The organism is Streptomyces sp. NPDC002499 (assembly GCF_053595415.1).
The window spans coordinates 123251-147010 of record NZ_JBSFXO010000016.1; the positions used below are offsets into that span (position 1 = coordinate 123251).

General features: G+C 67.5%; 17 protein-coding genes and 4 pseudogenes. 6 read left to right on the forward strand and 15 right to left on the reverse strand.

Features of this window, described 5'->3' with window-relative positions:
- Window positions 1-823: 823 nt before the first annotated feature.
- Genes ACWD5F_RS39305 through ACWD5F_RS39315 form a run of 3 tightly spaced genes read right to left on the reverse strand, consistent with a single transcriptional unit; the run spans window position 824 to window position 2011 of the window.
- Entirely contained in the window at window positions 824-1147 is a 324-nt protein-coding gene (locus ACWD5F_RS39305) for a hypothetical protein (protein ID WP_451261042.1), read from the reverse strand.
- Window positions 1144-1461 carry a hypothetical protein gene (locus ACWD5F_RS39310; protein WP_451261043.1) on the reverse strand — a complete coding sequence of 106 codons (318 nt, stop codon included), beginning with the start codon at window positions 1459-1461 and terminating at the stop codon, window positions 1144-1146. The genes ACWD5F_RS39305 and ACWD5F_RS39310 overlap by 4 nt, the downstream gene beginning before the upstream one ends.
- The gene (locus ACWD5F_RS39315) at window positions 1451-2011 is read right to left on the reverse strand and encodes a bifunctional DNA primase/polymerase (protein ID WP_451261044.1); all 561 of its coding nucleotides are present in this window, start codon (window positions 2009-2011) and stop codon (window positions 1451-1453) included. The genes ACWD5F_RS39310 and ACWD5F_RS39315 overlap by 11 nt, the downstream gene beginning before the upstream one ends.
- 262 nt (window positions 2012-2273) lie before the next feature.
- Here ACWD5F_RS39315 and ACWD5F_RS39320 point away from each other — a divergent pair, with 262 nt between their 5' ends.
- Window positions 2274-3647, forward strand: a complete 1374-nt coding sequence (locus ACWD5F_RS39320; protein ID WP_451261045.1) for a hypothetical protein — start codon at window positions 2274-2276, stop codon at window positions 3645-3647.
- A gap of 7 nt (window positions 3648-3654) precedes the next feature.
- Here ACWD5F_RS39320 and ACWD5F_RS39325 read toward each other — a convergent pair whose 3' ends face one another.
- Window positions 3655-4581, reverse strand: coding sequence for a phosphotransferase family protein (locus ACWD5F_RS39325; RefSeq protein WP_451261046.1), 927 nt, complete (start codon window positions 4579-4581; stop codon window positions 3655-3657).
- A gap of 404 nt (window positions 4582-4985) precedes the next feature.
- Between ACWD5F_RS39325 and ACWD5F_RS39330 the strand changes: the two genes are divergently transcribed.
- The gene (locus tag ACWD5F_RS39330; RefSeq protein ID WP_451261047.1) at window positions 4986-5840 is read left to right on the forward strand and encodes a DUF4231 domain-containing protein; all 855 of its coding nucleotides are present in this window, start codon (window positions 4986-4988) and stop codon (window positions 5838-5840) included.
- Window positions 5841-5892: 52 nt separating this feature from the next.
- Here ACWD5F_RS39330 and ACWD5F_RS39335 read toward each other — a convergent pair.
- The 3 genes and pseudogenes from ACWD5F_RS39335 to ACWD5F_RS39345 form a co-directional block, all read right to left on the reverse strand.
- Window positions 5893-6662: pseudogene (locus ACWD5F_RS39335) on the reverse strand (transposase).
- Between the two features lie 437 nt (window positions 6663-7099).
- On the reverse strand, window positions 7100-8125 hold the full coding sequence (locus ACWD5F_RS39340; RefSeq protein ID WP_451261048.1) for a hypothetical protein: 1026 nt from the start codon (window positions 8123-8125) through the stop codon (window positions 7100-7102).
- A 434-nt stretch (window positions 8126-8559) separates the two neighbouring features.
- Window positions 8560-9086 (reverse strand): annotated as a pseudogene (locus tag ACWD5F_RS39345) (tyrosine-type recombinase/integrase); the annotation flags it as partial.
- Window positions 9087-9140: 54 nt separating this feature from the next.
- Between ACWD5F_RS39345 and ACWD5F_RS39350 the strand changes: the two are divergent.
- Window positions 9141-9894: pseudogene (locus tag ACWD5F_RS39350) on the forward strand (IS5 family transposase).
- Window positions 9895-9908: 14 nt separating this feature from the next.
- On the opposite strand, the gene ACWD5F_RS39355 reads toward ACWD5F_RS39350, so the two are convergent.
- A complete protein-coding gene (locus tag ACWD5F_RS39355; protein ID WP_451261049.1) occupies window positions 9909-10292 on the reverse strand; it encodes an Imm10 family immunity protein in 384 nt (127 codons plus the stop codon).
- Between the two features lie 189 nt (window positions 10293-10481).
- Between ACWD5F_RS39355 and ACWD5F_RS39360 the strand changes: the two are divergent.
- Window positions 10482-11258: pseudogene (locus ACWD5F_RS39360) on the forward strand (IS5 family transposase).
- A 15-nt stretch (window positions 11259-11273) separates the two neighbouring features.
- On the opposite strand, the gene ACWD5F_RS39365 reads toward ACWD5F_RS39360, so the two are convergent.
- From ACWD5F_RS39365 to ku, 6 genes are all read right to left on the reverse strand, one after another.
- Window positions 11274-11720: an SRPBCC family protein gene (locus ACWD5F_RS39365; protein WP_451261050.1), complete on the reverse strand. Its 447-nt coding sequence runs from the start codon at window positions 11718-11720 to the stop codon at window positions 11274-11276.
- 153 nt (window positions 11721-11873) lie between these two features.
- Entirely contained in the window at window positions 11874-12659 is a 786-nt protein-coding gene (locus ACWD5F_RS39370) for a hypothetical protein (RefSeq protein ID WP_451261051.1), read from the reverse strand.
- Window positions 12660-13148: 489 nt separating this feature from the next.
- Complete coding sequence (locus ACWD5F_RS39375) at window positions 13149-13376, reverse strand: hypothetical protein (RefSeq protein ID WP_451261052.1); 228 nt, start codon at window positions 13374-13376, stop codon at window positions 13149-13151.
- Between the two features lie 204 nt (window positions 13377-13580).
- Window positions 13581-16445 carry an AAA family ATPase gene (locus tag ACWD5F_RS39380; RefSeq protein ID WP_451261053.1) on the reverse strand — a complete coding sequence of 955 codons (2865 nt, stop codon included), beginning with the start codon at window positions 16443-16445 and terminating at the stop codon, window positions 13581-13583.
- Between the two features lie 220 nt (window positions 16446-16665).
- The gene (locus ACWD5F_RS39385; protein ID WP_451261054.1) at window positions 16666-19689 is read right to left on the reverse strand and encodes a LuxR C-terminal-related transcriptional regulator; all 3024 of its coding nucleotides are present in this window, start codon (window positions 19687-19689) and stop codon (window positions 16666-16668) included.
- Between the two features lie 147 nt (window positions 19690-19836).
- Window positions 19837-20955 (reverse strand): non-homologous end joining protein Ku, encoded by a 1119-nt coding sequence (gene ku, locus ACWD5F_RS39390; RefSeq protein WP_451261055.1) that lies wholly within the window; start codon window positions 20953-20955, stop codon window positions 19837-19839.
- A gap of 62 nt (window positions 20956-21017) precedes the next feature.
- On the opposite strand from ku, the gene ligD reads away from it, so the two are divergent.
- Complete coding sequence (gene ligD, locus ACWD5F_RS39395) at window positions 21018-21899, forward strand: non-homologous end-joining DNA ligase (protein WP_451261056.1); 882 nt, start codon at window positions 21018-21020, stop codon at window positions 21897-21899.
- 320 nt (window positions 21900-22219) lie between these two features.
- Here ligD and ACWD5F_RS39400 read toward each other — a convergent pair whose 3' ends face one another.
- On the reverse strand, window positions 22220-23023 hold the full coding sequence (locus ACWD5F_RS39400; RefSeq protein ID WP_451261057.1) for a nuclease-related domain-containing protein: 804 nt from the start codon (window positions 23021-23023) through the stop codon (window positions 22220-22222).
- Window positions 23024-23122: 99 nt separating this feature from the next.
- On the opposite strand from ACWD5F_RS39400, the gene ACWD5F_RS39405 reads away from it, so the two are divergent.
- Window positions 23123-23629, forward strand: a complete 507-nt coding sequence (locus ACWD5F_RS39405) for a protein-tyrosine phosphatase family protein (protein ID WP_451261058.1) — start codon at window positions 23123-23125, stop codon at window positions 23627-23629.
- Window positions 23630-23760: the final 131 nt, after the last annotated feature.

Below are 23760 nucleotides of genomic sequence, written 5' to 3' on the forward strand. Positions count from 1 at the left end.
GTAACTGACCCGGCACCGCACCACCGGAACCCGTCGCACCACCAGGCGCAGCACCGGACTGACCCGGCACCGCACCACCGGAACCCGTCGCACCACCAGGCGCAGCACCGGACTGACCCGGCACCGCACCACCGGAACCCGTCGCACCACCAGCAGGAGATGTAGGCACTTTCCCCCCAAAGCCCCTAGTAACCAGTCTAGTTGGCTTGGAAGTATGACAGAGGGAGCTCAAGTGGCGGAGGGACTTCAACTCTTCTGTAAGTCACCTCAATGAAGTCCCGCGCGATGCTCGGAGCGCAGCATCGGCGACAAACACATGGCACTGCCGTACAGAGGTGTGCAGAGCGTGTTGGAAATAGGGTCCTGGTCAGACCGCCGTTGAACTGAAGCGCGCAATTCTCTGCTTGGCTTAGGCCTGCAACCAGAGCCGAGCAGGCAACCGAACTGCCTCGGGTCGTAGATGACCGTGTCGGAAGACGAAGACACTGGGCAGTGAGACTTCCGGCGGACAAGTGCACGCGACTCTCAGCGTCTAACCCAGCCCGGAACCCCTGGGCTTCCGAAGCAAGTGCTCAGCGTGAGTGACCAGCGAATGCCCCATACGCCGAATCGACATCTGTCTCGGTGGTCTGCCGTTCGTCCGGGCTGCGGCGCTGGGGCGCCGGTCCCGGCCGAGCGGCAGACCACGACCACAACGGCGCTGAACAGATCGATGCCCCGCACAGCACTCGCCGGGGGAACGAGATGCCGTGCGGGGCATGGGGCCGACCGGTCGCGGGAGCTTGCTCCGACCGCGACGAGCCGGGGATTGTGGTTCGCCGACTCAGACCGCGGAGGCCCGCATGTAAGGAGCCTCCGTCGATGGCCGGCGCGCAGCTTGCTGCGTACCCATCGCAAGCCCCACCCCGATCAGCTCGGCCAGTAACAGCGCCGCCTCTGGACGCACCGTTCCGAGACGCACCAGGCCATCGCCGAACACGTTCACGTCGGCGGACAGCGCGGGGAAGTCGGAGTCCAACCCGAGGGCCTTGAGTTGCCCGGCCAACGTGGCCGCGCTTCGCCGGGCCTGCGCCCAACCGCGGACGTAGGGGACGCCGGGCATCAGGTCTTCCGCGCGCTTGGCTATCACTCCTCGCCGGTCGGTCATAACTTCCGCTCCGTTTCCTGTCGTTCCTCGGGGGCGCGTCCGCGTTCGTCTCGCTCCTCCGAGGCGGATAACAGCGCGAGACGCATGAGCTCAGCCAGGTGCTCCGCAGTCGCCGGTGAGACACGGCCGAGTTCCACGAGGCCGTGTCCGAAGGCGTTCAAGTCCGCTCGGAGGTATGGGAAGTCCTTCTCCATGCCGGCTCGGATGAGGACATCGCGAAGAGCCGTTGTTGCGTTCCGTGCCGAGTACCAACCGTCGCTGTCCAGGGGCGACCAATCGGCGGCGTCATGGCGGTCAGCCGCGTCATCCCCCATCGGTGGACGCCCCGTCAGGAAGAGCTGCAACAGCCGCGTACGGCGAGCCGTACTCCTCCGCGTATCGGTCCGCCCGTGCCAGGAGTTCGGCAGCGGCTACGAGCATGGTCGCGAGTGCGACGGGGCGCAGAGGGTTCGCCTGCGGTCGCCGCGTCGGAGCCCTCAGCCACTGATACCGGTCACCTGCCATGGGCATCGGGCCGGGGACAACGACCACGGATTTGGTGTTGAGGTATCGGTAGAAGGGTGGGGTCTGCGTCTCTCTACCGAGGTAATGAGTGAAGGATTCCTGGCTGTCCGAGGAGAGGAAGAACCCGACGCAACGGGCCTTGTGGTCCACCAGAGCAGGACCGAACGGCGCGCCTCGGCGGAGCAGTTGGTCGAAGGTCTCCAGGCCGAGACGCTCGTTCACCACGACTACGTCGAAGAGCCGCCCCGTCGGCAACATGCAGGGCCTACGCGGATCCTCCGTCCAGACCGCTCGGCACTTCTCCGGATCGTCGGCCGCCGCAGAGAGCCACTCCACTCCCCTGCTGGTCATCCTTTGCACGTCATCCCACCTCGGTCGGAGTGCGTTGCGGCTCGGCGCCGCTGTGACTCCAGACTGAGGGCGCCTGGCCTGACCAGGGCAGATGACGAGTGTGGACGAGGGATGACGTGTCAGCGCGTGATGCGTCATCCCTCGTCACCCCGGTCTCGGGGACGATCTCTGTTAGTCGCCTGCCACAGACGGTGACGGGCGCGTACATTCGATGCCCAGAACGAGTCGTCGTACCAACACCCGTGCAGGGAAGGAACGGACACGTCCCCTGATGGAGTCGATCAGCGTTCACTTACGCGAGGCCCGCACGGGTCGAGGGTGGAGCCAGCCGAGATTGGTGCGCGAACTGCGCCAGGCTGCCGCGCGGCGGGGTCATCAACTTCCGTCGGATGCGAGCGTCAAGCGCCGTATTGCCAGTTGGGAGAACGGGCACAGTACGCCGGACGACTTCTACGGCCCGCTCCTCTGTGACGTCTACGGGGTCAGTGCTTCGGAACTCGGGCTGAGCCACAGTTCGCAGCAGGACTCGGCCCTCTTGGATGCCGGCTACCCGGCCAGTCCGGATGCGGCGATCCAAGCCGTCGGGAAACTGTGGCGAGCCGACCTCAACCGGTACGAGCCTTTGTTGGAAGCCGAGCCGTCCGAGCCGGCATGGAGTGAAGCGTCCCTGCGCTGGTTGGTGGCTCCCGAGCCCGCAGTTCCCCGCCCTCGCACAGAGGGTCAGCGTGTTGGGCTGGGGGACGTCGCCGCCGTGAAGACCACTGCGGACATGTTCGCCCGCCTCGACGACCAGTTCGGCGGGGATCACGCGCGGCATGCCGTAATCCAGTACCTCAGTAACGACGTTCTGCCGATGTTGCGAGGGAAGTACACGGAGCAAGTAGGGCGAGCCCTCTTCTCAACTGCCGCCGAAGCGACGCTGCTTGCCGGTTGGATGTCCTACGACTCCTGCCATCACGGCCTCGCTCAGCGGTATTTCCTCCAGGCACTCCGGTTGGCCCAGGACGCCAACGACCGACGACTTGCGGGAAGCATCCTCTCCGCGATGAGTCATCAGGCCACATTCCTCGGCCAGTACACGCACGGCGCAACGCTCGCCCGAGCCGCGCTGATGGGTATTTCGCCGGTGGCCACGCCGACCCTGCGCGCCCAGTTCCACGCCATGGAGGCCCGCGCCCTTGCTCGTACCGGTGACGTCGCCGCATGCGAGGCCGCACTGAGCGCGGCGACCAGGTCCCTGGAGAGTCGCAACAGCGACGACGAGCCGGAGTGGATTAGCTACTTCGACGAGGCGGAGCTTGCTGCCGAGGCCGCGCACTGCTTCCGTGACGTGAACAGCGCCCGCCAAGCCGTGGCTCATGCCGAGAACGCCATGAGCGGAAGCCACGTGCGAAGCGACTTCTTCGCGACCATGGTTCTTGCCGACGCCCACTTACGAGCCGGCGAGACCGAGGAAGCCTGCCGCGTCGCCCTTGATGCCCTCGATCTCGGAGAGCAACTCAAGTCGGCCCGCTGCGTCACCTACCTCGCCGAGTTCCGGACGAATCTTGCTGCCGCCAGCGACAACGCGGTCTCTCGGGACTTCGCGGAGCAGGTCCAGGAGCACAGGTTGTGGGTCGCGTCAGGGGCGCAGCTCAGCCTCTGACCACGTTTCAGAAGGGGCCCCACGAGTCTCGACCCTCGCCGGTACGCAGTGACCGCACACGCCGCGCGAACTCCGCCGCGGAACGGTCGCTGCCGGCGACCTGGTGGCCGAGCCAGACGACCATCATCAGTTCCCGGAGATCCGCCAAGGTCTCATAGCCGGGCCAGTTCATCAGGTCGAAGCCGTACCGGTGAACGAACTCGTCGTACTCAGCCTTCGTGTGCCAGCCGTACCGGTCGTAGAACATCGCGGTCAGGATCAGATCCCACTCCCGCGGAGCCAACGCGAAGCCGTCCAGGTCGATGAGCACCGCGTGGCCGTCCCGGTGACGGAGCACGTTGCCTATGTTCGCGTCCCCGTGGATCATCCCGAAGGGAAGCACGAAGTCCAGGCGGTCGTAGTCCTTGTTGAGCCTTGCGGCTCTCTCCTCCAGGAAGGTGCGGTCATCCTCCGTGACGCCGTCCATCTGCCTCATGGACGCCGACAGCTTCGCGAAGGGATCGAAGTACGGGAGTCTCAGAGACTCAGGTTCCTCAAGCCAGTGCAACCGGCGGAGCAGGTCGGCCAGTTCGCCCACCGTGGCGAACTCCTCCCGCTCCTGCACGCTCTCCCAGAAGGTCACCACCAGGCCGCCGACCACCAACGGTTGTGTGACGCCCGCCGGCACCCGAGTAGCCGGGAAGTTCTCCGTCTCCAGCCACCGCGCTACCCGTACCACCCGTTCCATCTCTTCCAGGGCATCGGGGTCACGAGCAATCCGGACGATGATCGGTGACGTCGATAAGCGGTACACGGCGTTGGAGCCGAGCCGGAGCAACTCGGCGCCGTCCGAGTCCAGTTCGGCTGTCGCACACGCCTCGCGCAGGACAGCCGCAAGGCCCTCCGCCGTGAACTCCGTGCCGCCGTCCTGGCCCCCGCCGCTGCCCGAGATCATGCCTCCGACCATACGGCGCCGCTCCGCCGCTCGACAGGCCGCCCACGTAATAGGGGCGTAATGACCTTGGTCGGTGGGACCCACGGATGCCGCTCCCCCGCAGGTCACGTCCCCGAAGGCGTCACGGTCTCATCTGGGCTCCGGAGCCGTGTGCGCAGGTTCGAATCCTGCCGGGGGCACTCGCCACACAGCCAGCAAGAATCACGCGCTGAGCTGGGCGGATGCCTAGATGGAAGAGCGGGAGTCAGTCTCACTGACTCCCGCTCTTTCTCGTTGTCACCCATTGGCCGCGTGTGAGGAGCGTGTGGGACCGGTGCGTCCTCCTGGAGCCCAAGCAAGCACTTGACTCCAACAGCCTTGACCTTCGGGTGCTAGCTTCATTGGCTGACTAAACGATCACGTCGATGACCTGCTACTGCTCGCGCGAGATCAAGGCTGGGGGACGAGTGGCAACAATTCCAACGGTTTCAGATATCGACCAGCGCCTCATCGAAATCGAATCCGAGATATCCACAGCCAGATTCATTAAACGGTTCACACTGCTTTGGTTAGTAGCTGGAAATTCAACAATCCTCGGCAGCATCGTTGCAGGGAATTATCTAATTGACTTCTCTCACCCTGGCGATGGTCGCGTAGTTTTGAACGAATTTGGCCCGGCAGGCCTCATCATTTCAACACTTGCATCCATTGCTTTCTGGTGGAATCGGCGAACCGAGATAACAAAAAGAACGGTAGAGCTGCGCCAACTTGAGGTAGAGAGGGCATGGTTCCAAGCCAGGGATGTAGCGACGGCAGATCTCCCCAGCGCCTTCCATTTCTACTACGAATCCGTACCCAGATTTCGTGATGAGTATCGACGGAGCGCCGAGAAATACAGAGGGAGACACAACCTCTTCCAACTTACCGTCATCGTCGGTTCCATCCTCACCTCTGTAAGCACGACTGCCTCAGCGGAGCAGGGTGTTTGGAGTTGGCTTGCTGTGGTCCTTAGCGCACTGGTTAGCATCTCCGCGGGAATCATCGCGTACTTCAAATTCCGAGAGCGCAGTCTCAATCTTCAACAGACAGCGGACTCGATAGATCTGGAGATTCAGGCCTACTCGCTGCGCATTCGGCGATACAAAAATCTAGCACCCGAAGAAGCATCAACCCAGTTCGCTGAAGAGGTCGAACGAATCCGAGAAGAGCAACGGAAGAAAGAGCTGCAGTTGGAGCAGCCTCCTGAGGCCACACCTGATCACCGGCCGCAGCCTACCTAAGGCTTGTCCCGCAAATGATCTTCCACGTGTCCGTTGACCTGTCTGTTCGTCGTCACCCGGCGAGGGTGAGGTTGTGCAGGCGGGCGATGCCGAGCATCGCGTGGTGGACGCCGTCGCCCTTGAGGCGGCAGTCGCGGAGCATCTTCCAGGTCTTCATCCGGGCGAAGGTGTGCTCGACGCGGGCGCGGACCTTGCGGTGGGTGGTGTTGTGTTCCTCTTTCCAGGCCGGGAGTTGGGCTTGGCCGGGTTCGCGGCGGTGCGGGATGACCAGGCCGGTGCCCCGGTAGCCGCCGTCCGCGATGACCGTGGTCTTGCCGACGGTGGCCTTCGCACCGGACAGATCCCACGCCTTGCAGTCGTTGCGGTTGCCGGGCAACGGCCGGCCAACCGCGACGACCAGCCGGTGTCTGCGTCGATGACGACCTGGTGGTTGGTCGAATACCGGTAGTTCTTCGACTGCTCGGCGATGCTGTGGTCACGGGTGGGGACCAGAGTGCCGTCCACGATCAGCACGGTGTCCTTGCGGAACCGCTTGCGTTGCTGGAGGGCGAACGCGGCTCCGAGGTGGTCGATGATGCGGTCCGCCGCGGACTTGGACACCCCGAAGAGCGGCGCCAGTTGGCGCAGTGTCAGGTTCGTCCGCCAGTACGCGGCGACCAGCAGCACTCGGTCCTCTAGTTGCAGGCTCCACGGCCGGCCCCTGCGCACCGGATCCGCTCCCTCGCGCCGCAACGCGGCAATCAGCTTGCCGAACTGACGCGGGCTCAGCCCGCTGAACGGGGCTATCCAGGACGGCTCCGACGCCGTGATCACACCAGACACTGCGTGATCATTCCACTGCTTCAGGTTCTCCCTGCTCGCACGCGATGCGGCAGCGTTCAACCTGCTCTGCCACGCGCTCCATGAACCAGCGCATGATCTCGTAGGGGATGACGTGCTCGTGCCGCTGTGGATGTGGACGGTCGGCTCCAGGTCCGGATCCTCGTCGGGTATCACCGCCACCAGGAAGGCCGCTCCAGGCAAATGCGTTTCCGCGTTGGGGATCTCAGCCAACGCGGTCGGCGCCGGGGCGGCCTCGCTCAGCTCCACACGCCATGCGTCGTCCGGCAAGGCGTAGTGGAACTGGATGGCGTGGTGACGGCCTGTATGAACGCGCAGCTCTGGCATGTCCGCAGGCTGTCACAACCCCGCTTCGGAGTCTCGCGAGTATCCCGCTCAGCGCTTGGCGCGAGCCCCAGTCAGCCTTTGCGGGACACCCCTTAGGGATGATCCGTCAGTCTGAGCAAGTGACGCATCCTCCACATTTCCTGAAGGGTGTGGGGTGCACTCGATGACCATTTTCGACCTTCGACGTCACCATTTTCCCAATTTCTCACAATATCCATCACGTATTTTCTTTTGAATGGGATCCACTCTGTATCTTGCGCTTCGAATAGGCTATGCGAGGAAAGTAGCCGCTCATTCACCTCTCGCTTTGAGAGATGGGTGCGAACCTGTGCATAGACTTTCAGTTGGATTGTCTTTACCTCATACCCAACCCATGAAATGTTGATTCCACTGTAGTCTACAGGTTCGAGATTAAGCTCCTCCCTCAGGCAACGTTCACCGAGGTCAAAGAAATCTTCTGGGGGATTTCCCGGCGTCGCACGCGAGGCGAGTTTCATACCTTCATTGGGACCGACCGTCCATACGCCCCGCTTAAAATCTACGGCGCCTGAACGTTGCACCGCTAGAAACTCATTATCCAAATTTAGGACAGCAACATTAATTTTGACTGACGTTGGTGGTGACGTTCGAGCGAAGTCAATAATGCCTCCGTCTACGAAACTAGCGCGAATCCTGGATTGCGCGTCGGGATGACGTCGCAGGTACTCGACTGTCGCCAAGTGCTCGCTATAGTCGCATGGAGTGATTGTGTATCGAAAGTCCTCACCCTCGCGGCTTTCCCGGTGATCAATCGATGCATCAATCAAGAAACCAATGTCACCGGTATAGCGACTATGGTACTCGTCTGCGATTTGTTGCCACTCGCCTTCATTGAACCACTGCTGCCGTGGACGCGCATCGACTACTGAGACCTGTAGGTGGTTCCGCTGCAACGGCCTAGCGAAAGTCCAGCGATTTAGAGGGAATAACCCAACCTCAGAAGAGGTGAATCCTAGTGGTTCATATTTCGGTTGCCTGATGCCCTCCGCTAGCGATCTGAGGCGGCCTCTCCGGATCCAGATGACATTCGTTAGTAATCCTGAGATCACGCCCAGGGCGAAGCTGATCAATTCGGACATGCAGTTAGTGTATTGAACGACCCCAAAGAGGGACTAGCGGTTGATGGAAGTTCATGCACGTCAATTTGCGGCTTATGTAATATTTAGAGACGAATTATTCCCGAGTAGATCGCGTCGCGCGAAGTCCGGGCCACCTCTGGGCAGCACAAGGTCAGCGGACGCCGACCAACAACGGCAGAAGCCCACGACATCTGATCTGGTCAGAGTCGTGGGCTTCGTCAGGCCGCTGGTGAGCGAGACCGGTGATCACAGTGGACGGGCTTCTGCCCAAGAATGCCGGTTCAGTGCCAACCTTCGGGGGGAGTGGCTCTGGCGCGACACGCCTCCGACACACTCTGTGGCTCTGTCAACCCTCAGCCCGTCTCCGTCGCAGGTCAGAGGGCATGCACACACGCGAGCTGAAGTGCCAGACGTCAAGAGCCGGACCCAGTGACGCGGTGGATTACCTTAGGCGAGTTGCCGACTCGACGGGCGACTTCGGCCACGGGTACGCCGGCGTTTAGCCACGTCGTGATGCAGGTGTACCGCAGGTCATACGGCCGCCCTCTCCTCCGAGGATGGACGTTAGGAGGTCCGGCGGGAGCGCGTACTTCCGAGCGTCCCGCCACACGCGCCAATAGGTGCTGCTGCCCACGAGTCCACCCCACTCGTTCGTGAAGAGCCGCCCATCCTTGGCCGTGCCGAACTCTTTCAGGTGAGCACGGAGCATGGCCACAAGTGGCGGGGGAATCGGGACCGGACGGCCTTCCTTGGCCTCCCTCGACTTCAGGCCGCGCTTGTCGTGGCGCTCGCCGCTGTCTGTCCACTGCTTGCCCGACACTGGGTGCGTGTCGTGAGGCGTCAGAACTCCCCACCCCTTCTCCGGAAGGAAGCAATCAGCCTTGCCGAGTCCCACGCCCTCACTCGGACGGAGACCCGTGAAGTACATGACCGCGTAGAAGCCCACCAGGCGCCAGCCCTTCTTAGGCGCTGTTTCTTATGGCGTGATCGTTCGTTGAGTCGTGCATGACGGATCTTGGTCGAGCGGTTGGTGCCGGAAGAGCTGTGGGTTCTGTTCCGACGAATGGTGCCACCAACTGAGTTGAAGCGTTCGCAGGGTGGCGGCCGGCGACGGGTCGGCGACCGCGAGGCCCTGGCAGCAATCACCTTCGTGGCCACATCGGGCTGCACCTGGCGGCAACTGCCACCGGTGTTCTGCCCGGCCTGGCCCACGGTCTACCGGCGTTTCGCTCAGTGGAGCCGGGACCGGGTCTGGGCCCGACTCCACCGCGTCATCCTGGACGAACTCGGTACCCATGGCGAGCTGGACTGGTCGCGGTGCGCGATCGACTCCGTCAACGTGCGGGCAGAAAAAGCCCGAATCGAAAATCCACCTGATCACCGACCGCAACGGACTCCCAATCTCACTGGGGATCTCCGCCGCCAACACCCACGACAGCCTCGGCCTGCAGCCGCTCGTGCGGGGCATCCCTCCCATCCGCTCCCGCCGGGGCCCACGCCGACGCCGTCCGGCCAAGCTGCATGCCGACACGGGCTACGACTACGACCTCCTGCGGAAATGGCTGCGTGAACGCGGTATCCGCCACCGCATCGCCCGCAAGGGCATGGAGTCCTCGCAACGCCTTGGGCGACACCGTTGGGTGGTCGAGCGCACCGTGTCCTTGCTGGCCGGCTACCGCCGCCGTCATCGCCGCTATGAGCGAAAACCCGAGCACTTCCTGGCCTTCATCGGTATCGCGACTGCCCTCATCGGCTACCGGTGGCTATGACGCGGAATACGCGCCTACAGGTCGACGCGCCTGGGGCGAGCGTCTATCCGCCCGAACGCCAGCACTTGGGCGAGTACCTCCCGCATTCGCTCGATGTCCTCGTCCGGCACGTCGAGTTCTGCCTCGATCTCGGCGTCGTCCAGGCCCAGATCGTCCAACGAAGCGGAGACCAGCGACACGGCGAGCAGTCTGTTCGACAGTGCGATCTCCCGGACGCAGCCATAGGCCGTTCCCTGGTCCTGCGTCACAAGGCAATGAGTGTCCAGTCCGAGCGACACGGTCTGACGGGAGGGTTCGCTGATGTTGCTCATGAACAACAGGATGAAGCCCTCACCGTCCCCGTCTTCGGCGACACCGGCCGTCATCACGTCGTTGTCGGGGTCGACTTCTGCCGCCACTGCACGAGCTGTGAACCTGTACGTCATAGCTGTGTTCTAGCAGGAGATTCATGCTGGCCAGCACGCAGGTCGACCATCATCAGAAACGGCGTCTTAGAGCTCATAACGCGATCTTGTTGAAGGGTCCTGGTCGAGCGTGACCGGTGTGATGATCCTGCCGTTGGTGAGGAAGTGAGCACTCGGCCGTGGATCGTGGACGACGACTTGTGGGCGCTGATCGAACCGCTGCTCCCGCCCTGGCCGGAGCGGTCTCCGGGATCGAGACCAGTTCCGGACAGACTCTGTTTGCAGGGCATTCTGTACGACCTGTTCAACGACGTGGCCTGGCAACTCCTGCCACCGGAGCTGGGGTTCGGCTCCGGGCAGACCTTGGCGACGGCTGGATCGCTGGCAACAGGACGGAGTCTTCGACCAGCTCCACCGGCCGCTGCTCGCCCAGCTGAACGCGGCCGGTGAACTCGACTGGACCCGCGCGCGTGGACGGCTCCCGTGTTCGCGCGAAAAAGGGGGAACCGCAACCAGTCCGTCGCCGGTCGACCGGCGGAAGACAGGCAGCAAGCACCACCTGATCTGCGACGGACGTGGCACCCCGCTGCACGCCGTCACCACCGCGGCCGACGTCAACGACATCACCCAGACCCTGGCCCTGGCCCTGGTCGACGGCATCGCGGCGGTCGGCCAAGGAGGCGGTCCGAGTCCATCCTGGGTGACAAGGCGTACGACTCGGAGGCCGTGCGGCGCGAGCTGCGGCGTCGCCGGATCATGCCGGTGATATCCCGCAAGGGTGCTCCGAATATCAAGGGCCTGGGCAAGCTCCGCTACGTCGTCGAGCAGACTTTCGCCCCGCTCCGCCAGTTCAAACGCCTTGCCATTCGATGGGAACGACGCCTCGAACTCCATGACGCCTTCCCCTCGTTGGCCAGTAGCCTGATCTGCTGGCGGCGGCTCAAGAAGACCAGATCATGAACCCGGCACACACTTCTAGGAGTGTCGACTCACGATTGAATTGGCGTATGACGCGAGATCTTGGACCAATACCTGCAGGCGCCGTCTTCTGAGCGTGCCCAGAAGTGGGAGGGCATGCCGGTAGGTTGCTGACCAGGTGATGTTGGTGCCGCCGTGGGGTGCTCGGGCCAGGTCCACAGACCCCCGGTGAGACGCGAACAGCCCGGCGGCCTGTTCGTAGCTGAACCGCTGGTCGGGAACCAACTCGACAATGCGCTCACGGCAGCACACCCGCCCAAGGCGGGAACGAATGGTGCGAAGGTCATCTACGCGTGCCGGTCGCTCGACGCCCGCGGGCAACTCCCACTGGACCTCGTAGTAGGAGGTCCACGACGGCCAGGATTCTGCGTCCAGGAGTGCTGCATAGACGAGAGCGGAAGGCGCCGATGAGTAAGAGGTAGCAGTAACAGCGAGGGACGACACCCGGCAAGGCTAGACAATGTCTCGCCATGATCGCGTTACGAGCTCTTAGGCTCGCCAGGGCCTAGTTCATTGCCCAACCGTTCAGTGCGGGCTGAGTGTCCAGACCGGCGGCAGGACCAAAGCCTGTTGCGGCTTGGGCGGGGTCGGCAGATGTCACGATCCGGGCAAGTTGACGGTGTACCAATCGGCGGGTTCGCCGCGCATGGAACGCGCGAGCTCGGCGGCATGTTGGGTCTGGGCTGCGGACAAGCGTCGTATTTCCCACAGCAATGCCGCAGCGTCCACGGCTTCTGGGGGCGCGGGTGGTGGCGACTCGGGCAGATGGATGCCCGTCAGCTTGGCCAGTTCGGAGGCGTCAATGCCCAGTAGGGCCGCGAAGTCCGTCACCAGGCGGGGTGTCAGCCCTTTGCGGCCATCGCTGATCACACCGTACGTGGACGCTGACAGGTACGTGGGCGTGACGACCGAGAGGGTGTGCGCCATGCCTGTCCAGTTCAGGTTGCGGTACCAGAACATGCGGATGACCTGATCGCCCGGCCTTGAGTCTTCGGGAAGGGGTGCGAGCCCCGTCGGGATGAAGGTGGAACGCCGTTCCTCCTGCGGCAGGGAGCGGATGATCTGTAGGAGTTCACGCCGTCCCGCCGCTGGGAGGTGCACCGCGTTCATCACGAGGTGAGACGCCCACCGACCGGCCTCGGCGTCCAGTGGAGCCAGGTCGTCCGGGATCGCCAGCCCGGCCAGGATGAACAGGTCGACGGCGTGGAAACCCAGCGCGGGCGCGAGCCTTTGGTGCAGCCCTTCGACGGGGGGCTCTCCCGCGAGCACCGCCCGGACCTCGTCGGCGGTCGAGTCGGCTCGGTCGGCCAACTCCTGTGCGCCTAGACCTCGGTGGTCCAACAACCGTGCCAGCATCCCGCCGAAATCCGGACGTTCCGTCATGCCCTCAGCCTAGCCAGGAGGGCACCGAAGGTACCGGCGGTGGATCACTCCCGCCTCGGCTGCTCTGGCGGGCAACCGTCCTGGAGGATCGCGTCGTTCGGATGCGACTCCGCTCCCGGTGTCAACGCGCCGGTGAGCAGAGCCAGTTCAGGTCGTCCGACCCACGGCAACGGCAACCTGCCGAGAAGACCGCGCCCCGGCCAAGGAGGCCACGGCGCCCGGCGGGCCAGCGTGACTCACGGCCGCCCTGTGCAACCTGCGGCCGTACGCGAGCGTTCCTCCGGGCCGCCACCGACCGCATCATCGAGCGGATCCAGCCGGCCGGTGCCCTGCGCCCCGACCTCACGCGCGACGACTTGCTGTTCGTCTTCGGCGCCACCCGTACCGAAGCCGCCCATCCACTCCCCACCCGCCCGCTCACCCCGCAGCTGACGCACGGGGTAGTGGACAACCTCACCGGCATACCCCGGCGGACCCGTGGGTGCAGGTTCATGCTGCCGGCTGGTCGGCTCTCGGGCGGGATCTCCACTCGCGGCGGAAGACGAACGCCCGCAGGACCGCGACCGCGAGGAACGCGACGCCGAATGCGGCTCGTTGCCACTCTCCGACCATGAAGTACCAGTAGAGGGCCAGGCCGGAGAAGAAGAGGCAGACGGCGATGAGGAGCGGTTCGCGGATCCAGAAGGGCAGGACTCGGAGAATCAGGTTGATCAACATCGGGTCAGTATCGGGTCAGTTGAGCAGGCGAACAACCGTTCGCGCGATCGCTGCGCGGCCTCTAACCTTCCGCCACCCCTCCCTGCCTCTCCAGTGCCCCTCCGCTAGTTCTCCGCTCCCCCCTCGACCACCTCTCCGCGAGCCCTCCGCTGCCTTCTCAGCGCCCCTCGACCACCCCACCGCCACCCCACCGCCACCCCTCCCCTAGCCCTCCCCCTCCCCCGCCAACCCCGTAAGCGCATCCCGCAACCCCGCCCTCGACGTGATGTTCAGCTTCGGGTACGCGTTGCGTAGGTGGGCCGCGACTGTTCTGGGGGACAGGAACAGTTGGGCCGCTATTTGTTTGTTCGTCAGGCCTGTCGCCGCCAGTTGGGCCGTGTGCCATTCCTGGGGAGTGAGGGGGGACGGGCGGGACTCCGTCGGGTCGGTGGGGCGGGGCTGGAGGCCTGTCGCTCGGAGTTCGTTCGCGGCTCGGGTGGTCCAGGGGGCCGCGCCCAGGCGTTCGAACGTGGCCAGGGCTGCGGTCAGGTGGGGGCGGGCCGCGACGCTGGCCCGGGCTCTGCGGAGGCGTTCGCCGTAGGCGAGGTGGATACGGGCCAGGTCGAAGGGCCAGCACTCGGCGTCGGGGGTCGCGAGGGCGCGTTCGAAGAGGTCCCGGTCCACCGAGCCCTGGTCGGCTATGGCTGCCGCGCCGTCCGCGATCATCGCCAGGCGTGGCGAGAGCGAGCGGATTCCCAGCGCTCCGATCGCCTCCAAGTGCGCCGCCGCTTCCGCGTGGTGGCCGCTGTGGGCCGCCGCCTCGACGAAGTCCCAGAGGAGCCACAGGTCGTGCGGGGAGGTGAGTCGGCCGGCCTCCGTCACCGACGTCAGGTGGTAGTACGCCATGCCGAAGTTCGCGTTGCCCAGCGCCGACAGGGCCTTGATGTGCGCGGAGTAGGTGCGCAGGATGCCCAGGCCGCGCGGGTTCCCCCAGGAGACGAGGGTGTCGGCGACGGTGCGGGCGGTCCTGTCGTCGCCCCGGGCCGCAGCCAACAGGCCCCGCAGGAACCGTCCCGGCCAGGCCTGAAGGCGGTAGTTGTACGTCGTGCACCAGCCCAGGCCCTCGTCGGTGAGGCCGGTGATGTCGTCCCACTGGCCGGTGACGTAGGCGTCGTTGGCCAGGAGGAAGAGCGCCTCGATCGCCAGGGTGACGGCGCCTCCCCCGCGGCCGTCGTCGACGACCCGCCGGAGTGAACTGCGGCTGCCCGGCAGGCGGTCGACGTAGGCGCCGGCGGCGGCCGTACGGAGGATCCTGGTGGGGTCGGTCTCGCGGTGGAGGCCCGAGACGAGTTCGTCGAGGCGGGGCAGTGCGGGCAGGGCCAGATGGGCCGGGTCGCCCAAAGTAGCCCGCAGGACGGGGAGTTGAGGGTCCGGGGTGTTGGGGTGGAGGCGATTCAGCGCGGTGTCGACGCGCTGCCACACGTCGGGGCGGCCGCTGAAGAAGCAGACCCTGAGTAGTGTGTGCAGCGCCTCGGAGAGCATGGTGTCGTCGCTCTGCCGCAGGGTGGCATCGTTGTCGAGCGCGTTGACCAGGAGCCGCTGGGCGGTGTCCACGTCGCCCTCCCCGTTGAGGAGTTGGCTGGCCGCGGCGACGGCGGCCGGCAGGGACGTGGTGGCCCGGGAGTCCGCGCCGGTGGCGTTGTCCAGGAGGTCGCGCACGTGGAGCAGATCGCCGGTGACGTTGGCCCCCAGGCAGGCCGCCTCGGCCAGCCTGCGTCCCTTGCCCGCCCCGGTGGCGCTGAGTTCCGAGGCGCGCAGCAGGGCGTTGATGGCGCCGACGGCGTCCCCGCGGCGCAGGGTGCCGTAGGCGAGTTCGTGCAGCAGGACGGCCACGTGCTCGTCGGGTCCGACCGCCGCGTCGGCCAGGTGCAGGGCCCGGCGCTCGGAGCCGGCCGGGAACTCCTCGGCGAGCACCTGATGGGCCCACCGGCGCTCGGCGCTGGTCGACAGTTCCATGACGGCGGACCGGGTCAGCGGGTGCCGGAAGAGCAACTTCCCTGTCTCGACGTCGACTTGCACGAGTCCACCGCGCTCGGCGGGGCACAGTCCCGGCTGGGCGTCCGGGCTCGCCATCGCGCGCCGCAGGGTGCGCAGGTCGCCCGAGCCGTCCAGGACCGCGAGCAGGAGCAGCTTGCGGGTGCCGGCCGGAAGGGCGCTGACGCCTTCGCAGTAGATCCGCTTGAGCCGTTCGGTCAGGGGGAGGACGGCGGGCAGGGTGCTGCGCTCGGTCTGCTGCGGCTTGTTGAGCGTGCCGGGCAGTTCGAGCAGGGCCAGCGGGTTGCCGCGGGCCTCCGCGACCAGCCGCCGGCGGACTCGGGGGGTCAGGGCGGGGAATCGTTGCGCCACCAACGCGGTCGCCGCGATGTCGTCGAGCGGCTGGATCTCGTGCGTGGCCATTCCGGTGCCGCTCAGAAAGGACTCGTCGCCGGTCCGGGACGCGGCCAGCAGGGCGATCGATCCGGTGCGTACGTAACGGGACACGATCCCCAGCACCATCGCGCTGGGCCGGTCCAGCCAGGCCGCGTCGTCGACGATCAGCGCCAACGGCCGTGCCCTGGTGGCGGTTTGGGAGAGCACGGCGTGTACGGCGCTGGCGATGGCGATGAACTCGACCGGCTGCCCCTCGGACAGTCCGAGCACGGCTTGCAGGGTCGCCGCCTGCCGGGACGGCAGGGCCGCGATCTCCTCCGACAGCGGCTGAAGCATCTGGTGCAGTCCCGCGAAGCTGACGGTCCGGTCGAACTGCGATCCGGTGACCCGCAACACCCGGAAGCCCGCCTCGGCCGCCCTCTGCGCCGCCACGTCGAGCAGCGCGGTCTTGCCCACCCCGGCCGCTCCGGTCAGCATCAGCGCGGCGCCCCGGTCGACGGCCGCGGTGAGCAGGGAGTGGACGACCCGCAGCTCCGTCGTCCGTCCTACGAGGCGGAAGGCGGCCTGCGCGTCCGCCGCGGAGGGCACGCCCGTCACCGTGTCGGCGCCGGTGCGAAGGTCCGACGGCGAGCGGAACAGCCCCCTGTCAGGTCCGGGCAAGCGGGAAATCGTGCGGCTCATCCTGCACTCCCCCTGTGTTCTGGGTAGGGCGCCACGGTGCGCTGCGCCGCTGTCTCGGCAGCCGAGAGGAACGGTTCGCGCGGGCTTCGAGTACGCCCGCGGCTTGTCGTCAGTCTGGAGCGAGGGGGCTTTCGGCGGCTTCTGTCAGACGACCTGACTTGCCCACTCAGGCAGTCGACGGGCCGGTCCCGCTGCCCGTTCAGGCGACGACGTCCCGCAGTTGGAAGCGTGAGGTGACCCCGAGCTTGGGGAACGCCCGGTTGAGGTGGAAACCGACCGTGCGCGGCGAGAGGAACAGCCGGGCCGCGATCTCCTTGTTCGACAGTCCCTGTGCGGCGAGTTGGACGATGGCCAGCTGCTGCGGGGTGAGTTCCATCGTCGCGTCCGGACGCCGTCCCTCGGCGGTGTCGACGCCGGTGGCCCGCAACTCCGCCGCCGTGCGGGTGGCCCAGGGCACCGCCCCGAGTCCCTGGAAGAGTTCCAGCGCCTCGCCCAGGGGCGCGCGGGCGTCGGCCGGCCGCTGGCGGCGGCGCAGCCACTCCCCCAAGTCGGCGAGCGCGAGGGCGCGTTCGAAGGGCCACTGGTCCCCGTCGGGGGTGGACGCCGCCTCGCGCAGCAGCTCCTCGGCGCGCGTGGCGTCGTCGGTGAGCAGCCCCTGGGCCCGGCACAGGATGAGATGCAGCCGCAGCGAGATCTTGGCGGGCAGCTGCCCCATGGCCGTGTCGAGCGTGACCCGGGCCTCCTCGGACCGGCCGGTGCGTACGGCGCCGGCCGCCAGGTCGCCCAGTCCGTGGTAGGAGCTGTGGAAGTGCACGGGGCTGCCGTCGCGGTGGAAGTAGCGGCTGAGGTGGAAGTACGCGGCCTCGTGATCGCCCTCCGCCAGCGCCGCCAGCGCGCTCGCCTGACGGGCGCGTATGTCGAAGGTGCGGGTGCCGCGCAGGTCGTAGTCGCGGACGGCGTCGGCGAGCGTCTGCTTGGCGCGCTCGCTGTCCCCGCGCACGGCGGCGAGCGTGCTGGCGAGGATGTGGTTGCTGACGGTGGCGATCTCCATCCCGCCGGCGGCGGACGCCGCCCGGTCGGACTCGCTCAGACTGGCGAGGGCGGCGGGCCAGCGGCCGACCTCGAAGAGGGCGAGCGCGTGCGCCGAGGCGACGGTGGCGTTCGCTCCGGCGGTGGAGGTCTGGCGGTAGATCTCCAGCATGGTGCCGAGCAGTTGTACGGCCGACTCGGTCTCGTCCAGCGCCCATGCGGCGGCGCCGAGGGCGGCCCAGGCCATGAGCGACTTGTCCTCCTGGGCGGCCGCGTGGCGCAGGTGGGCGAGGGCCTCCTCGCGCGCGTCGAGAACGTCGCAACCGGCCAGGATCCAGGCCGAGTCGAAGGTCGGCTCCCGGGGCGGAAGCCGCCGGTAGCGGTCCAGGATGGCCGCGCGGAAGCGTGGGTCGCCGCTCTGGTAGCCGACCGTGGCCGCGGTGCCGAGCGCGTCCATGACCCGGTCGGGCCGCTCCGGCCACGAGGCGTCGGCGGCCGCCATCAGGCGGTCCATCGCCTCGCCGTGCCGGCTGGTCAGCACGAAGGCCCACCCGCCCATCGTGTCGGCCAGGACGCGGGCCTCGTCGGTGTCCGCGATGGCGGCGACGGTGGAGGTGAGTTCGGCCACCCAGCGCGGATGGCCGGCCCACGCGGCGAACTCCGCGGCCGCGTTGAGCCGGCGGACCCGGTCCTCCGTGCGCGGGCTGAGCTGGGCGGCCCGTTCCAGGGTCATCGCGGCCGCCGCGTAACCGCCTCTGCGGCGGGCGCGTTCCGCGGTGGCCTCCAGAGCGGCGGCGACGCCCTCGTCCGCCGTGACCATCGCGGCGGCCCGGTGCCAGGCCCGGCGGTCCTCGTCGAGGTCGGGCACGGACGCGATCAGCCGGTGCGCCTGGGACCGCTCGTCGAACGGCGCGGCGGCCAGCACGGCCGACCGGACGAGGGGATGCCGGAACCGGACGACGCCCTCCCGGAGGGTGAGCAGCCCGGCCTTCTCGGCCACGGCCCAGGCTTCGTCGGCGGCACGGGCGACCTGGGCTCGACGGGTCGGGGCGTGGGGGTCCTGCGCGTTGCCTTGCTGGTCCTGCGAGTTGTCCGGCGAACCTTGCGAACCCCTGCCCGCTTCCTCCGAGTTGACCGGCGGACCCTGCAAACCCATACCCGCTTCCTGGGAGTTGGCCGGCACGCCCAGCGAACCCCCGCCCTCCTCCCGAGAGTTGCCGGGGTTGCCCTCCGCTTCCCTCCCCTCCGTCCCCACCTCGTCCGGATCCGGCAGCAAGACATCGCCCAGGATCTCCGCCAGCGCCGCCATGTCCGGCAGGTCGGCGACGGCCGCCAGGGTCAGGAGGCGGCGGGTCGGGCGCGGGAGGGCCTCCAGGTCGGCGGCGAAGAGCTGCTCCAGGCGTTCGGTGAGGGGGAGTTCGAGGCCGACCCACTCCTCGCCGAGCGGGCGCGTGGCCGCCGCGCGGGTCAGTTCGACCAGGGCGAGCGGGTTGCCGCCGGCCTGCCGCAGCACCTGTCGGCGGGTGCGGCCCTCCGGCGGTGTCGCGAGGGAGTCGAGGAGGCGGGCGGCCTGGATCTCGTCGAGGTCCTCCAGCCGGTGCAGGGTGCTCTGGCGCATCCACCCGGCCGGCAGTCCCGTAGGACGGGAGGCGAGGAGGAAGCCCACGGGCTCGCCCTCGAGGCGGCGGGCGCACAGGCTCAGGAGGTCGTGGGAGGACTGGTCGAGCCACTGGAGGTCGTCGATGATCACGAGGACCGGTCCGGTGTCGGCCCACGTGGACAGCAGGCGCAGCAGCGCCCCGGCCAGCGCGAGCGTTCCGCCGGTGGCCGCTTCTCCCCCGCGCAGGGCGGTCCGAAGGATCGACCGGTCCTCGGCGTCGATGCCGTCCAGGGTCCTGCGCCAGGGGTGCAGAAGGGCGTCGAGTCCGCTGAAGGCGAGCCCGGCCTCCTCGGGCCGGCCGACCACCCAACGGGCCTGTCCGCCAAGGTCCTTGGCCTTCCTGGCCCCGGCCTCCAGGAGCGAGGTCTTGCCGATGCCGGGCTCGCCGACGAGCAGCAGCGTGCGCTCGATCGCCCCGCCCTCGGGGCCCCAGGCGTCGATCGAGGCCTCCCCGCGCAGCCGGTCGAAGAGGCCGTCGATGGCGTTCAGCGACTGCTCCCGGCCGAACAGCCCCATCGGAGTCATCGATGCCATCGGGCCCTCCCACACCTCGCCGCTGGAGCGGCCAACCCTAGCCCGGCTTCCTATAGGAAACGGTTGCGTCCGGCTGATCACCGCCATGACGAAAGCGTGACGTCGAGCGACAGCCGGCCCGGATCAGGCCCGGTCCGAGGGGGTGCGTCAGGCCGAACGCCTGCGGGGCGTCGCCTTCTTCGCGGTGCTCTTGGCCGTGCTCTTGGCCGTGCTCTTGGCCGTGGTCTTGGCCGCCGTCGTCCTCTTCACGGCCGTGGTCTTCTTCGCCGCCGTCTTCTTCGTCCCCTGCGCCGACTTCGCCGTCGACTTCCCGGCGGACGCCGTCGTCTTCTTCGCGGCCGTCTTCTTCGTCGCCGTGGACGTCGACTTCTTGCCGGCCGTCTGCTTCGGTGCCGTCCGCGCGGACTTGCGCTGCGGAAGCCGCCGGACCTGAGCCTCTTTCGCCGGGGCCTCTTCCGATACGTCCCCTTCCCGTGCCGGCGATCCCTCGCCCCGGGACTCCTGTGCCGCCCGGACGCTCTTCTCCAGGGCGGCCATCAGGTCCAGGACCTTGCCGCCGGACGCGGGCGCCGGGGCGTCGGGGATCGACTCGCCCGCCGCCTTGGCCGCGATGACCTCCTCCAGCGCCTCGCGGTACTCGTCGTGCAGGTCGGAGAGTTCGACCTCGCCGAGGATGTCCATGAGGGCGTCGGCCAGGTCGAGTTCCTTGGCGTTGACGGTGACGTCGACGTCCGGGGCGACGCCGGAAGGGGCGCGGACCTCGTCCGGCCAGAGCAGGCCGTGCATGGCGATCGCCTCGTCGACGACCCGCAACATGCCGAGGCGTTCCCGGCCGCGCAGGGCGTATTTGGCGATCGCGACCTTGTTGCTGCGCTTCAGGGCCTCGCGCAGGAGGGTGTAGGGCTTCGCCGCAGGGGCGCCGCCCGCCGCGAGGTAGTACGCCGCGTCCATCTGGAGCGGGTCGATCCGGTCGGCCGGGACGAAGGCCACGATCTCGATCGTCCTGGCCGTGGGGAGCGGGAGGTGGGAGAGGTCGTCGTCGGTGATCGGGATGATCGTGCCGTCCGCGTCCTCGTACCCCTTGCCGATCTCGGCGGAGGTCACCTCGCGGTCCTCGAGGTCGCAGTACTTGCGGTACCGGATGCGGCCGCCGTCCTCGGTGTGGATCTGGCGGAAGGAGATCGAGTGGCTCTCGGTGGCGTTCACCAGCTTGATCGGGATGCTGACCAGGCCGAACGAGATGGCGCCGTTCCATATGGATCTCACGTGCAGCACCCTTTCGGTCGGTTTGCTCAGGTCTCTGACCAATCGCGTGAGATTCTCATCGTATGACGCCCATCACAGAGGTGGAGGGGAGACGGCTCGCGCTCAGCAACCTGGAGAAGGTGCTGTATCCGGCGACCGGCTTCACCAAGGGCGAGGTGCTGCACTACTACGCCACCACCGCCGCCGCGCTCCTGCCTCATCTGCGGGACCGGCCCGTCTCGTTCCTCCGCTATCCCGACGGGCCGGACGGGCAGGTGTTCTTCACCAAGAACGTTCCGCCGGGTACGCCCGACTGGGTCACCACCGCCGAGGTGCCGCGGTCGGAGGGGCCGGCGCGGATGGTGCTCGTACAGGATCTGGCGAGTCTGATGTGGGCGGCCAATCTGGTCACGGAGTTCCACACGCCCCAGTGGGTGATCGGCGCGCCCGGGGAGGCCGACCGGATCGTCCTCGATCTCGATCCGGGGGCGCCCGCCACGATCGTCGACTGCTGCGAGGTCGCGCTGTGGCTGCGCGAGCGGCTCGCGGCGGACGGTGTCGACGCCCACGCCAAGACCTCCGGGGCGAAGGGGCTGCACCTGCTGGCGGCGCTGCGGCCGACACCGTCCGAGCGGGTCAGCGAGTACGCCAGACAGCTCGCCGTCGAGGCCGAGCGCGCCCTGCCCCGGCTCGTCGTGCACCGGATGACGCGGAGCCTGCGGCCGGGAAAGGTGTTCGTCGACTGGAGCCAGAACGCGGCCCGCAAGACGACCGCCACCCCCTACACCCTGCGCGCCCGCCCCGAGCCCACCGTCTCCACTCCGGTGACGTGGGCCGAGGTCGAGGAATGCCAGGACCCGGATCGGCTGACCTTCCGGGCCGCGGACATCGCCCCACGCCTTGAGGAGTACGGCGACCTGCTGGCCCCGCTCATGGAGCCGGGCGGGGCGGGTTCACTGCCGTGAGCTCAGCGGGGGAAGGTGAGGGACGGCGACGGAAGAGCGGCCGGCGTCTCCGCCCGGCCGCCGCCACTGCCGAGGCCGGCGGGACGGAAGCCCTGCTTCCGCGGGCACGCGGGCACCACCGGCTCGGCGCACCGCCCCACGCTCAGCCGCCGAAAGAACCTCCCGACGCCCCCTGTCCGCCTGTCCGCCTGTCCAGGACACCTCGCAACGCTCCCTCTCCGCCTATCCAGGACACCTCGCAACGCCCCATCTCCGACCGTCCAAGACACCTCACCCCACCCCCGTTCAACCGCCGGAGGCACCCCGCACCCCCCGCCCCCTCAGACCCGTACCCACGTCCCCCGGTCCCGGGCCATCGCGTGCAGGGCCTCCACGTCCGCCGGTTTGAGGACTCCGCCGAGGCGGGCGAGGTCCGAGAGTTCGGTGTCCTGGAGGACGCGGACCTCGCGGAGCGGTGCGGTGACCGAGACGTCGGCGGGGCCGGCGAGGGCCAGTACCGGATGGACCTCGGCCGTCAGGGCGTACGAGGCGCGGTCGGCGTCGGCCCGGACGCGGCGCAGCAGCGGCTGGGGCTCGCGGCGGCCCAGCGCCACCATCGGATCGGCGACCGTCACCCGCTGCTTGCGCGCGTACAGCGTGTGCACGGCGAACAGGCCGCCCGGCCCGATCACCAGGTGGTGGACACGGTCGCCGCCCGGCAGCGGGACCGAGTGCAGGGCGTGCCAGCCCGCGCCGTCCAGCCGGTCCAGTGCCTCGCCGACCGTCTGTTCCGCGGTCAGGGCCCGGCGGCGCGGGTCCGCGCGGAGCCGATGGGACGGCGCCGGTTCCCGGTCCAGGTCGACCAGCAGCGCCTCACCGGGGCGGTTGGGCGCCAGGTCGTCGTCCGGATGGAGGGAGAGCCGGGCCAGTTCGGCCGGGGTCGGGACGGGTGGCGGGCCCACCGTCACCGGGCCGGTGAGGAAGGGACCCAGGGCTTCCAGGACGTCTTCTCTCTCGTCCTCGCTGAGCAGATTGACCCTGGCCGCCTCCCGGTCGTACCAGGCGATGTTCCTGCCGTCCGTGAGACAGACGTAGAGCCGCTCCTGGCCATGCCGCCAGGCGGGTACGACGCGTAGTCCGGTCATGCACCATCACCCCTTGACCATGGGAACAGGCGGGGTGCTCCCCGGGCAAGAACCCGGTTACCTTTGAGACCAGTTGGGCGTGGAGTTGGGGAGGCGTTGTTGCGTACCCGCAGGAAGCAACCCGACGTACCGGCTCCGGACACCCCGTGGAGCGAGATCGTGCCCGGATTGTGGATGGGCGGGCACGAGTTCAAGGGGCTCTCCGGACAACTCGAATTCGCTGTGGTGCGGGACGAGTTCGACCTCGTCCAGACTCTGCTCAGGCTGCCGGGGCACGGGCCCGATCCCGGCGTCGAGCACCATGTGTGGCCGATACCGGACGGGCCGCTGGACGGGACGCAGCTCGCGGGCGTCATCCGCCTCGCACGGGCCGCGAGCGACGCGATGGACGAGGGCCGAAAGGTCCTCGTCCGCTGTTACAGCGGCTACAACCGCTCGGGCCTCGTCGTCGCGCAGACGCTCGTCCGGCGCGGCGGCTCCGCCGACGAGGCGATACGGCTGATCAGGGGCCGGCGTTCGCCCTGGGCACTGCACAACGAGCTGTTCGTGGACTATCTGCGGACGGGCCTTTCGACGGCACGGCTGCTGGAGGAGCTGACGGAGTAGCGGGCGGTGGAGAGGCGTCCGCGCCAAGGCGTTCTCCAGGTGTCACACGGTGTTCCCGGGCCGACTTTCCGGGCGAATTCTCCGGATGAATAGGGTGTACTGGGTCATCGATCACCCTCGCACCCAGGAGC

Bases quoted from the DNA above. Each gene is read 5' to 3' on its own strand.
- ACWD5F_RS39320 (WP_451261045.1), top strand. From the start codon at position 2,274: ATGGAGTCGATCAGCGTTCACTTACGCGAGGCCCGCACGGGTCGAGGG.
- ACWD5F_RS39375 (WP_451261052.1), bottom strand. From the start codon at position 13,376: ATGTTGATCAACCTGATTCTCCGAGTCCTGCCCTTCTGGATCCGCGAA.
- ACWD5F_RS39325 (WP_451261046.1), bottom strand. From the start codon at position 4,581: ATGATCTCGGGCAGCGGCGGGGGCCAGGACGGCGGCACGGAGTTCACG.
- ligD (WP_451261056.1), top strand. From the start codon at position 21,018: ATGACGCCCATCACAGAGGTGGAGGGGAGACGGCTCGCGCTCAGCAAC.
- ACWD5F_RS39370 (WP_451261051.1), bottom strand. From the start codon at position 12,659: ATGACGGAACGTCCGGATTTCGGCGGGATGCTGGCACGGTTGTTGGAC.
- ACWD5F_RS39310 (WP_451261043.1), bottom strand. From the start codon at position 1,461: ATGGGGGATGACGCGGCTGACCGCCATGACGCCGCCGATTGGTCGCCC.
- ACWD5F_RS39340 (WP_451261048.1), bottom strand. From the start codon at position 8,125: ATGTCCGAATTGATCAGCTTCGCCCTGGGCGTGATCTCAGGATTACTA.
- ACWD5F_RS39400 (WP_451261057.1), bottom strand. From the start codon at position 23,023: ATGACCGGACTACGCGTCGTACCCGCCTGGCGGCATGGCCAGGAGCGG.
- ACWD5F_RS39305 (WP_451261042.1), bottom strand. From the start codon at position 1,147: ATGACCGACCGGCGAGGAGTGATAGCCAAGCGCGCGGAAGACCTGATG.
- ACWD5F_RS39385 (WP_451261054.1), bottom strand. From the start codon at position 19,689: ATGGCATCGATGACTCCGATGGGGCTGTTCGGCCGGGAGCAGTCGCTG.
- ACWD5F_RS39330 (WP_451261047.1), top strand. From the start codon at position 4,986: ATGACCTGCTACTGCTCGCGCGAGATCAAGGCTGGGGGACGAGTGGCA.